The 10,591-nt window shown below is 64.5% G+C and carries 9 protein-coding genes; 3 read left to right on the top strand and 6 right to left on the bottom strand.

The features are described 5' to 3' along the window. Window positions 1-176: 176 nt before the first annotated feature. Both EGJ22_RS19420 and EGJ22_RS19415 read right to left on the bottom strand, forming a co-directional pair. A complete protein-coding gene (locus EGJ22_RS19420; protein WP_029885639.1) occupies window positions 177-1,469 on the bottom strand; it encodes a sorbosone dehydrogenase family protein in 1,293 nt (430 codons plus the stop codon). Continuing rightward, window positions 1,466-1,894: a DUF2231 domain-containing protein gene (locus EGJ22_RS19415; RefSeq protein ID WP_029885640.1), complete on the bottom strand. Its 429-nt coding sequence runs from the start codon at window positions 1,892-1,894 to the stop codon at window positions 1,466-1,468. The genes EGJ22_RS19420 and EGJ22_RS19415 overlap by 4 nt, the downstream gene beginning before the upstream one ends. Before the next feature lie 397 nt (window positions 1,895-2,291). Here EGJ22_RS19415 and EGJ22_RS19410 point away from each other — a divergent pair, with 397 nt between their 5' ends. Both EGJ22_RS19410 and EGJ22_RS19405 read left to right on the top strand, forming a co-directional pair. Beyond that, window positions 2,292-2,705, top strand: a complete 414-nt coding sequence (locus EGJ22_RS19410; protein WP_029885641.1) for a histone-like nucleoid-structuring protein, MvaT/MvaU family — start codon at window positions 2,292-2,294, stop codon at window positions 2,703-2,705. A 234-nt stretch (window positions 2,706-2,939) separates the two neighbouring features. Next, window positions 2,940-4,229, top strand: a complete 1,290-nt coding sequence (locus EGJ22_RS19405; protein ID WP_371921051.1) for an MFS transporter — start codon at window positions 2,940-2,942, stop codon at window positions 4,227-4,229. An 88-nt stretch (window positions 4,230-4,317) separates the two neighbouring features. Here EGJ22_RS19405 and EGJ22_RS19400 read toward each other — a convergent pair whose 3' ends face one another. The 3 genes from EGJ22_RS19400 to EGJ22_RS19390 form a co-directional block, all read right to left on the bottom strand. Then, on the bottom strand, window positions 4,318-5,133 hold the full coding sequence (locus EGJ22_RS19400) for a sugar phosphate isomerase/epimerase (protein WP_029886060.1): 816 nt from the start codon (window positions 5,131-5,133) through the stop codon (window positions 4,318-4,320). 23 nt (window positions 5,134-5,156) lie between these two features. Next, window positions 5,157-6,209, bottom strand: a complete 1,053-nt coding sequence (locus EGJ22_RS19395) for a Gfo/Idh/MocA family protein (RefSeq protein WP_029886061.1) — start codon at window positions 6,207-6,209, stop codon at window positions 5,157-5,159. Between the two features lie 137 nt (window positions 6,210-6,346). Next, a complete protein-coding gene (locus tag EGJ22_RS19390) occupies window positions 6,347-7,123 on the bottom strand; it encodes an IclR family transcriptional regulator (RefSeq protein ID WP_029886062.1) in 777 nt (258 codons plus the stop codon). Between the two features lie 195 nt (window positions 7,124-7,318). On the opposite strand from EGJ22_RS19390, the gene EGJ22_RS19385 reads away from it, so the two are divergent. Beyond that, complete coding sequence (locus EGJ22_RS19385) at window positions 7,319-9,031, top strand: FAD-dependent oxidoreductase (RefSeq protein ID WP_029886063.1); 1,713 nt, start codon at window positions 7,319-7,321, stop codon at window positions 9,029-9,031. A 38-nt stretch (window positions 9,032-9,069) separates the two neighbouring features. Here EGJ22_RS19385 and EGJ22_RS19380 read toward each other — a convergent pair whose 3' ends face one another. Beyond that, window positions 9,070-10,563, bottom strand: coding sequence for an aldehyde dehydrogenase (locus tag EGJ22_RS19380; RefSeq protein WP_029886064.1), 1,494 nt, complete (start codon window positions 10,561-10,563; stop codon window positions 9,070-9,072). Window positions 10,564-10,591: the final 28 nt, after the last annotated feature.

The following is a 10,591-nucleotide window of genomic DNA, read 5'->3' as shown; positions in this document are numbered from 1 at the left end:
GCGAGCGCAGCTCGCGATTGCGCCGCGCGGGCGGCGCTCGCTCTAACAGGCGCTGCATATCTTCTGACAAACACCTGCCAGCCCTGATGCGATCCCTGTGGCTGGCTTGCCGGCGATGGGCCGCAACGCGGCCCCCGCCTTTCGCGATGAGTGGCCGCACGCGAAGCCGGCCACCTTCACCGATTGCGCGTAACCCGCCACACGGTATTGGCCAGGTCATCCGCAATGATCAAAGCACCGCGTGGGTCCACCGTCACCCCCACCGGGCGACCGCGGGTCTTGCCATCTTCACCCCGGAAACCCGTCGCGAAGTCAATCGGTTCCCCAGCCGGTTTGCCATTGCTGAACGGCACGAAGATGACCTTGTAGCCCACCGGGTTCGGCCGGTTCCAACTGCCGTGCTCGCCCACGAATACCCCGTCGGCAAAACCCTCCCCCATGGCCGGGATGGAGAAGTCAACACCCAGTGCCGCCACGTGCGAGCCCAGGCTGTAGTCGGGTTTGATCGCCGCGGCGACCTTGTCCGGGGCCTGCGGCCTTACCCGCTCATCGACGTTCTGCCCCCAGTAGCTGTAGGGCCAGCCGTAGAAGCCACCGTCACGCACCGAGGTGAGGTAGTCAGGCACCAAATCAGGCCCCAACTCATCGCGCTCGTTGACCACTGTCCACAACTGCCCGGTCTGCGGCTCAATGGTCAGTGCGGTGGGGTTGCGCAGGCCTGTGGCGTAAGGCCGGTGCGCGCCGGTTTCGGCATCCACCTGCCAGACCATGGCGCGGTCGATCTCCACTTCCAGGCCGCGCTCGGTGATATTGCTGTTCGAGCCGATGCCCACATACAGGTAGCGCCCATCGGGGCTGATCGTCAGCGCCTTGGTCCAGTGGTGGTTGATCTGCGATGGCAGGTCGGTGACCTTGGTCGGCGGGCCGTCGGCCTTGGTCTGGCCTTCGGTGTAGTTGAAGCGCACCAGGGCGTCCTGGTTGGCCACGTACAACTTGCCGTCGGCAAAAGCCAGGCCATACGGCGCGTTGAGGTTTTCCGCGAATACCGTCTGCACCTCGTACTTGCCGTCGCCGTCGGCATCGCGCAGCAAGGTCAGGCGGTTGCCGCCTTTGACTTGGGTGTTGCCCTTGGCCTTGATCTGGCTGGCAATCACATCCTTGGGCTTGAGCTTGGCCGCGCTGCCGCCCCTGCCTTCGGCCACCAGGATGTCGCCATTGGGCAATACCAGGCTCTGGCGCGGGATCTTCAGGTCGGTGGCAATGGCCGTGACACTGTAGCCTTCGGGAACGGTCGGTTTCTGCTCACCCCAGGCCACCGGCTGAGCGATCTTCATGCTCGGCAACAAGCCACGTTGTGGCTCGGGCAAGCGCGGGTCCGGGCCATGGGCCTGGGTAGGCTCGCCATCGCCACCACAGGCACTCAACAGCAGCGCCACACTCAATACACTCAACGCGTGCAAGGGCTTCATGCTTCACCTCCAGAACGCAGGTTGCTCAGGCCGGTCCAGGCTGCGGCCAACGCCAGTACGCTCACCACCACCGACAGCACCAGCCCTGCCGGCATCACCGCCCAAGCGTCCTTGGCATGCTCGAAGGCATTGATCAGGCCAAGCACCCAGGTCACCAGCAGCAGCACGAAATACAGCGTCGGGCGCCCGCCTTTGCGTTCGGCGCGGATCAGGTTGGCCAAGGCAAACAGCAGCGCCAGCCCGCAGAACAGCAAAGCCCCGGCGATCAGCCAGGCAGCAAAGTTGCTCCACTGGATCTGGTAGCTGTTGTAGTAGGCGATATCGCTCAGCAGCGCGCCCAGGAACAACGGCACACTGCCGGCCAACAGCAGGGCGTGCAGCGGGCTGGGGGTGCGCCGGTATAGGGTGTGGTCGGATGTGGTCACGGTGCCTCCTTTTCATTCAGTGACCCAGGCTGACGGGGAGCCATCAGCCGTGCGCAGGATGCGCCTAGCAAAGGAGCCCTGCGCATCGCCGATAGTTCACCGCTTCGCTGCAATGAAACATCTTGTAAGAACCGATCCCCCCAGCGTGCACACCATTGGGCTCAAGCAACCAGCAGCGCCTCAGCAGATGCCCTGACAGGCAAAACCCCAGGCATTCATTGATTGAAGTTATAGAAGGCAACCGCTGTAGGAAGTTACTGACAACCCAACTTAGAACTGAACTTTCGTACAACCCAACAACGAAGAATGCCCTGCAAAAATCTCAAATTATTTCCCCACTTGCGTTGCTCTGACCGGCGCGCTAACACTGGTGCCATCACGCACTGGAGGAAGCCCCATGTCTCATCTTGCCCAGTTCCGCGCCCTCGAATGGCTACTCGCCAACAAGAAAGACCAACTTCAGTTCATCAAGGTTGACCCCCAACTTCGCCGCGAGCTGGAATTCGAAAGCAAACTGCACGACCTGCTGGCCGAATATCAATTCGGCTTAAGGCAGGTGCTGAGCATCATGGCACCTGAGCAGCGCCACACGTTCGACCTGTTCACCCGGCAACCCCACGCACTGGTTTCACCGACCGGTTTCCGGGCGCGGCTCAGCAAGTTTTATCAAAACCCCTATACCGGTGAAGTCGTCGAAGCCAAGAGCACCTTGCACAAGACCTTGCGCCAGTGGATCAGACAGTACAGCCGCGCCGAAGTGGAAAGCTGGGTGATACCAGGTGCCCTGCTACCACGCAGCCTGCGCGAATAACCAGCGCCGGCTCAGCGGTAATCCCGCTGCCTCGCCGGCACACGCAAACGTTCGGTAACCGAACATTAGCCCGCCTCTTGAATTGACGCTGCCGCCCGCACTGCTCACCATGCACCGGCCTTGCGTGCACCCTTGCCTGGGAAATGGTCACGCACCCGCAGCACCGCAGTTGAATACAATTTCAAGAAACGAGCCGTCATGAACAACTCCAAGACTCACCCCGCCGCGCCCCGGATGCCCCAGGGTTCGATCGGCGACAAGCTTCGCGCCGCCTTCGGCGTTGGCAAGACCCGCTGGGGCATGCTGGCCCTGGTGTTCTTCGCCACCACCCTCAATTACATCGACCGCGCCGCCCTTGGCATCATGCAGCCTGTCTTGGCCAAGGAAATGAGCTGGACGGCGATGGACTACGCCAACATCAACTTCTGGTTCCAGGTCGGTTACGCCATCGGCTTTCTGTTGCAAGGCCGGCTGATCGACAAGGTCGGCGTCAAACGGGCCTTTTTCTTTGCCGTGCTGCTCTGGAGCCTGGCCACCGGCGCCCATGGCCTGGCCACCTCGGCTGCCGGTTTCATGGTTTGCCGCTTTATCCTTGGCCTGACCGAAGCTGCCAACTACCCGGCTTGCGTGAAAACCGTGCGCCTGTGGTTTCCGGCCGGCGAGCGGGCCATCGCCACCGGTTTGTTCAACGCCGGTACCAATGTCGGCGCCATGGTAACCCCAGCGCTACTGCCACTGATTCTGGCCGTGTGGGGCTGGCAGGCCGCATTCATCGCCATGGGCTGCCTGGGCCTGGTGTGGGTAGTGCTGTGGCTGCTCAAGTACTACAACCCTGAAGACCACCCGACAGTGCGCCAGAGCGAGGTGCAGTACATCCAGCAAGCTGTCGAGCCCGAGCCGACCCGGGTACCGTTCAGCCGCATACTGCGCCTGCGCGGGACCTGGGCGTTCGCGGTAGCCTATGCGATCACCGCACCGGTGTTCTGGTTCTACCTGTACTGGTTGCCGCCCTTCCTCAACCAACAGTACAGCCTAGGCATCAATGTGACCCAGATGGGTATCCCACTGATCATCATCTGGCTGACGGCCGATTTTGGCAGCATCGGCGGTGGCATTCTGTCGTCATGGTTGATCGGCCGCGGCGTGCGCGCCACGACGGCGCGGTTGCTGTCCATGCTGGTCTTCGCCTGCACCATGGTCAGCGTGGTGTTGGCCGCCAACGCCAGCGGCCTCTGGGTCGCGGTGGCGGCCATTTCGCTGGCGGTGGGGGCGCACCAGGCCTGGACGGCGAACATCTGGAGCCTGGTGATGGACTACACGCCCAAGCACCTGGTGAGTACCGTGTTCGGCTTCGGCAGCATGTGCGCAGCCATTGGCGGGATGTTCATGACGCAGATCGTCGGCAGCGTGCTGACGGCTACCCACAATAACTATGCCGTGCTGTTCACCATGATCCCGGCCATGTACTTCCTGGGGCTGGTATGGATGTACTTCATGGCGCCGCGCCAGGTCGAAAGCGCCTGAGGCGCTGCTCAGTTACCTCTACGGGGCCCTTGCGGGCCCTTTTTTTGCGCCACCGGTCAACGAAGGCGCCGCGCCGCACTGGCCACTGTCAGACCTTGGCCAATACCGCCCTGGCGTGGTCCAGCGCCATGCGCGCACGCCGTTCGCCGCTGATCCCTTGTTCCAGCAACTGCCGGGTAGGTATTTCCAGGCTCAGCGGGAGGGAGGCCGGTAGCGCGCGCAGCAGCCCGACCAGATCGGCATCGCCATCACCCGGGAAGCGCCGTTCGTTACGCGCCTGGCGCAGGATTTCGTCCATGTCGGCCGGCACTGGCCCCGCCACGTCGCACAATTGGGCATAGCGCATGCGTTGCGGTGCCAACTGCGCCAGGTCGCTCAGCGCAGAGCCGGAGCGGTTGAAATGGAACGCGTCCACCAGCACGCAACCATTGGCCTGATCGGCGCTGGCTACCACGCGCATGGCCTGGCGCAAATCGCGTACGTCGGTCCAGGGCATGAACTCCAGGTGCGGGTGGATGCCATGGCCCGCCGCCAGTTCGCACAACGCGGCAAAGCGCTCGGTGAGCCGTGCTTCGTCCGGGTCGTTGCCTGCCACCAGCAGTTCGGTACCCCCCAGCTCGGCACCCACCGCCAGGATGGCTTCGAAGTCCGCCACGCAGGTGTCCGGCTTAAGGCGCAGGATCTCCAGGTCCAGCACCTGGATGCCGGTATCGCGCAGGCGTGCCTGGGTCTGCCTGCGCAGATCGGCATTGGCCACCAGCGGGTAGTGCTGTTCCTGCTCGGTGGCCGGCACCAGGCGCAGGCCGACATGGCTGTAGCCAGCGCGGGCAGCAGCCTCGACCATATCTGGCGGGGACAGTTCGAGTACCGTCAGGGCCGCGAGGGAAAATATTCGATCAGTCATTCGTCGTCACCAGAAAGAGGGTATCAGGCAATGTGCTCGGGCGCACAGGCGCGGCCGCTGGCGGCAGCCTGGCGGATCGCTTCGATCAGTGCCAGGGTGCGGCCAGCGTCGGCGGCATCGACCAAAGGCGGCTGTTCACCGCAGGCGACCCGCACGAAGTGCTGCAACTGCAGGGTCAATGCTTCACCGGCGGGTATGCTGTGCTGGTGCTGCAACAACGGTGTGTGCCACCCCGAACCCGGCTCGGCGTAGTGCCAGTGCTTGAGCTGAGGAATGCTCAGCGAGCCATGGGTGCCGGCCAGCAGATAACACGGCTGGCCATCCTGGCGCGGATAGACCGGGCTTTCACCCGAGTCGAGCTCCCAGCTCCAGGGCGCCGCTACGGCGTCCGAGCCGGTCAGGCTACCCAAGGCGCCATTGGCGAACTGCAACAGCACGGCGGCACTGTCTTCGTTGGCGAACCCGCGCACGTCGTTGCGGGTGAAGGCCTGCACCTGTACCACCTCGCCGCACAAGTAACGCAGCAGGTCGAGGTCATGGATCAGGTTGGTCAGCAAAAAACCCGCACCCGGCTCGCGGCGCCAGGCGGTGTCGAAGTAGCTGTCGGGCTTTTGCAACTGCCACAGTGCGGTGACATTGATCAGCCGGCCCAGCTTGCCTTCGCTGATCACCTGGTGCGCCTTGGCGATCAATGGATTGTGCCGACGATGGTGGCCGACCAATACCGGTACCTTGCAGCGCCGTGACGCCTCGACCAGCGCCCGCACCTCCTGCAGCTGCACGCCCACCGGTTTCTCCACCAGTACCGGCACGCCGGCTTCGACGCAATCCAGCGCAGTGGCCACGTGCTGGTTGTTCGGGTTGGCGATGATCACCGCCTCGGGCTGCACGCGTTGCAGCATCTGCCGGTGGTCGGCAAAGTACGGCACGCCGCAGTCGACGGCGAAGGCTTCGGCCTGCGGGCCGGGGTCGGCCACCGCGCACAACCGGGCCTGGGGTACATTGCACAAGTGCTGATAATGCTGGCGGCCCATGATGCCAGCGCCGACCAGGGCGATACGAAGGGGTGCGTTCAACAGCCTGTCCTCTTGTCATTGTTGTAGTGCGAATACGAAACTGCGTTCCAAAATTCACACTGGACAATTTAGAACCAGGTTCAACTTTTCAGAAGAGCCTGCTGAACAGACTGTGCGGTAATCGACCGGAATATCCCTCAGGCAAACAGTTCGCTGGCGTGGCTGGCGGCAGACAGTTCCTCGGTGGCCGCCAGCAATAGAGGGGCCAGCTCGGCCAAACGGCTTTGCGCCAGGCGTGCACTGGGCCCGGCAATGCTCAGCACGCCAATCACCTCGCCGCTTTGCGGGCGCCGTACCACCGCAGCCAGCGCCGAGGTGCCCACCGCCGAGGTTTGCTCGACCCAGGCATAACCCCGCTCGCGGGCGCGGCGCAGGTAGGCGAGCAACTCGTCGGTGGTGCGCGGCGCATTCGGGCCGAACTGGCCCGGGTCGGCGATGCCCTGGCGCAGCACCATCTGCAGCGCCTGCTCATCGTCCAGGCTGGCCAGCCAGGCGTGCCCGGAAGCGGTGTAGAACAGCGGCGCGTCGCGCCCCATGTCCGGGTCGTAACGCAACCCGGAGCGCGCGCCCTGGGACTTGGCGATCCAGGTCTGCCGCCCCCCATCGATGACACCAAGGCGCACCAGCTCACCGCTGTCCTGGGCCAGACGGTCGAGAATCGGCTGAATGACATCGGCACCACTGCTGGCCAGGTAACGGAAGCCTTGGGCGACCAGCTTGGCCGACAGCTGATAGCGGCTGTTGTCACGGTTCTGCCGTACGTAGCCCAGCCGCATCAGCTCGGCCAGCATGCGGTGCGCGGCGCTTTTAGGGATATCCAGGCGCTCGGCCAGGGTTTGCAATGCCAGGCCCTGGGGCTCACCGGCAAGGCTCTCAACAAGATTGAAGGCGCGTTCGATCTGACTACCAGCCATGACACAGGTCCTTGCTACGTTTTGCGAATTCTAGAAGATGATTCCACATTCCCGGTAGCGTACACATGCAATGCCCTGCCAAGTGTTCGATTATCGCCCGCTTGTTGCGCGGGCGGCCAGCCGTGACCTTGCGGATCCAGGCGGGCCAATTAAGAATATGGAACCACGTTCCAATAACAATACAGGATTAGTGCGATGCCCCCTGCCCCCTTCGAAACCGAATGCGATGTACTGGTGATAGGTTCAGGCGCCGCCGGGCTGGCCGCCGCTGTAACAGCTGCCTGGCATGGGCAAAAGGTGATTCTGGTAGAAAAGGAGCCAGTGCTGGGCGGCGCCACGGCCTGGTCCGGTGGCTGGGCCTGGGTCCCGCGCAACCCGTTGGCGCGCCGCGCCGGCATCGATGAAGACATCGAGCAGCCACGGACCTACCTGCGCAATGAGCTGGGTGCCCATTACGATGCCGAGCGGGTGGACGCTTTCCTTGAAGCCTGCCCGCACATGGTGGCGTTTTTCGAGAAGCATACGGCGCTGCAGTTTGCCGACGGCAATGCGATACCGGACATGCACGGCCACACCCCTGGCGCCGCCGAAGGTGGGCATCAGGTGATTGCCGCACCGTACGATGCCCGCGAGGTGGGTGCACTGCTGCCACGCCTGCGCCAGACCCTGCGCGAAACCTCGTTCATGGGCATGCCGATCATGGCCGGCGCCGACCTTGCCGCGTTCCTCAACATGACCCGTTCGCCCAAGGCCTTGCTGCACGTGTGCAAGCGCTTCGGCCGGCACCTGTACCACCTGGCCCGCCATGGCCGGGCCATGCACCTGGTCAACGGCGTGGCACTGGTGGCGCGGCTAGCCAAGTCGGCGCAGGACCTGGGCGTGCAGCTGCAGGTGTCGGCGCCGGCCAAGCATTTGCTGGTCGAAGCAGGCCAGGTGTGCGGCGCGCTGGTGACGACCCCGCAGGGCGAGCAGCGTATCCGCGCCAAGGCAGTGGTACTGGCAGCGGGCGGCTTCCCTCACGACGCTGCCCGCCGCCGGCAGCTGTTCCCCCGCGACGCCAGCGGCCACGACACCCTGGCCCTGCCGCCAAAGGGCTGCTCTGGCGATGGCCTGCGCCTGGGCGAGGCAGCAGGTGGCGTGGTGGCCACCGACCTGCAGTCGCCGGTGGCCTGGGCGCCGGTTTCGCAGGTGCCGCATGGCGATGGCACTGTCGGCCATTTCCCGCACATCATCGAACGGGGCAAACCGGGCATCATCGGGGTGCTGGCCAACGGCAAGCGTTTCGTCAATGAAGCGCACGGATACTATGACTATGTGGCAGCCATGGTCGCGGCAGTGCCAGCGGACCAGGAGGTGTGTTCGTGGCTGGTGTGTGACCACCGTTTCCTGCGCCGTTATGGCCTGGGCCATGCCCGCCCGGCGCCACTGCCGGTGTGGCCGCATGTGCGCAGTGGCTACCTGAAACGTGGCGCCACACTCGAAGCGTTGGCGGTTGCCTGCGGCATCGATGCGGCCGGGTTGCGCGCCACCGTCGAGGCCTTCAACAGCCATGCACGCCACGGCCAGGACCCGGCCTTCGGCCGTGGCTCCACCGCATTCAACCGCAAGCAGGGCGACCCGCAACACCCAGGCCCCAACCCGTGTGTGGCGCCGATCGAACAGGGCCCGTTCTACGCGGTGAAGGTGAAGCCGGGTTGCTTTGGCACCTTTGCCGGGTTGCGCACCGATGGCCAGGCACGGGTACTGGATGCCAGCGGCCAGCCGATCACCGGGCTGTACGCGGCAGGTACCGACATGGCCAGTGTGTTCGGTGGCTGGTACCCGTCTGGCGGCATCAACCTGGGGCCCGCGTTGACCTTCGGCTACGTGGCCGGGCGGCATATTGCCGGGGTGCAGGCGTATGAGTGAGCGGCCGGCGGCAGGTCGTGATTGCCGCCGGCCCGGGTTCAGCCGCGCAGCTGGTACCAGGTGGTCTTGAGCTGCGTGTACTTGTCGAACGCATGCAGCGACAGGTCGCGGCCAAACCCCGACTGTTTGCCGCCACCGAATGGCACCGTGACATCCAGTGCATCGACCGTGTTCACCGACACGGTACCGACTTTCAGCGCCCGTGCCACGCGGTGCACCTGGTTGAAGTCGTCGCTCCACACCGAAGCCGCCAGGCCATAGATGCTGTCATTGGCCAGGCGCACCGCCTCCTCTTCACTGTCGAAGGCACTCACTGCCAGTACTGGCCCGAACACTTCTTCCTGCGCCAGGCTCATGCTGGCATCGACCTCGGCGAAGATGGTCGGCTCGATGTAGTTGTCCGAACCGCCGATATGCAACCGCCGACCGCCACACACCAGCCGCGCGCCCTCTTGCCCCGCGCGGTCGATGGCGGCCTGGATACGCGCTGCCTGGCCGGCATCGACAATCGCCCCGGCGCGGCTGGCCGGGTCCAGCGGGTTGCCAGGCTGCCATTGCCGGGCCTTGGCCTGCAGGCGCTCGATGAACTCATCGTGGATGGAACGCTGCACATACAGCCGCGAGTTGGCGGAGCAGACCTCACCCTGATTGAAGAAAATACCAAAGGCCGCCTTTTCCGCAGCCAGGTCCAGGTCCTGGCAGTGCTCGAACACCAGGTTGGGGCTCTTGCCCCCGCACTCCAGCCATACCTGCTTGAGGTTGGACTGCGCCGCGTATTGCATGAAGTACTTGCCCACCTGGGTGGAGCCTGTGAACACCAGGCAATCCACGTCTGGGTGCAGGCCCAGGGCCTGCCCGGCCTGTTCGCCCAGGCCCGGCACCACGTTCAGCACGCCTTCGGGCAAACCGGCTTGCAGGGCCAGTTCGGCCAGGCGCAAGGCCGAGAACGGCGACTGTTCGGCCGGCTTGAGCACCACGCTGTTGCCCGCGGCCAAGGCCGGGGCCAGCTTCCAGGCGGCCATGTCCAGCGGGAAGTTCCACGGCACCACCGCCGCCACCACGCCCAGGGCCTCACGGGTGATGGTGGCCAATGCATTGGCGGCGGTCGGCGCCACCTGGTCATAGAGCTTGTCCAGCGCCTCGCCGTACCAGGCAAATACCTGCGCCGACCCGGGCACATCGATGTTGTAGGCGTCCATGACCGGTTTGCCCATGTTCAGCGAGTCCAGCAATGCCAGCTCTTCGCGGTGGGCCATGATCAGTTCGGCCAGGCGCTGCAGCACTTGCTTGCGCTGCCCGGGGGCCATGCGCGCCCACGGGCCGTGCTCGAAGGCCTGCCGTGCGCTGGCCACGGCCAGGTCGACGTCGGCCTGGGCGCAGGCGGCGACCTGCGCCAGCACCTGGTTGGTGGCGGGATTGATGGCGGCAAAGGTCGCGCCACTTTGGGCCTTCACGGCTTTGCCAGCGATCAGGGCGCTGGCCGGCAAGTACAGGTCCGCAGCGCGTTGCTGCCAGAATTCGAGGGTGTACATTTGTACTCCTTTCAAGCGGTTGTGCTGA

It is taken from the genome of Pseudomonas sp. p99-361 (genome assembly GCF_003935475.1).
Taxonomy (GTDB): domain Bacteria; phylum Pseudomonadota; class Gammaproteobacteria; order Pseudomonadales; family Pseudomonadaceae; genus Aquipseudomonas; species Aquipseudomonas juntendi.
Note: the sequence above shows the minus strand (reverse complement) of the source record. Positions and strands in the feature narration are given on the sequence as shown.

What these genes read in the sequence shown, in the direction of transcription:
- EGJ22_RS19380 (WP_029886064.1), bottom strand. Translation starts at nt 10,563, where the DNA reads ATGTACACCCTCGAATTCTGGCAGCAACGCGCTGCGGACCTGTACTTG.
- EGJ22_RS19420 (WP_029885639.1), bottom strand. Translation starts at nt 1,469, where the DNA reads ATGAAGCCCTTGCACGCGTTGAGTGTATTGAGTGTGGCGCTGCTGTTG.
- EGJ22_RS19400 (WP_029886060.1), bottom strand. Translation starts at nt 5,133, where the DNA reads ATGACTGATCGAATATTTTCCCTCGCGGCCCTGACGGTACTCGAACTG.
- EGJ22_RS19390 (WP_029886062.1), bottom strand. Translation starts at nt 7,123, where the DNA reads ATGGCTGGTAGTCAGATCGAACGCGCCTTCAATCTTGTTGAGAGCCTT.
- EGJ22_RS19405 (WP_371921051.1), top strand. Translation starts at nt 2,940, where the DNA reads ATGCCCCAGGGTTCGATCGGCGACAAGCTTCGCGCCGCCTTCGGCGTT.
- EGJ22_RS19410 (WP_029885641.1), top strand. Translation starts at nt 2,292, where the DNA reads ATGTCTCATCTTGCCCAGTTCCGCGCCCTCGAATGGCTACTCGCCAAC.
- EGJ22_RS19385 (WP_029886063.1), top strand. Translation starts at nt 7,319, where the DNA reads ATGCCCCCTGCCCCCTTCGAAACCGAATGCGATGTACTGGTGATAGGT.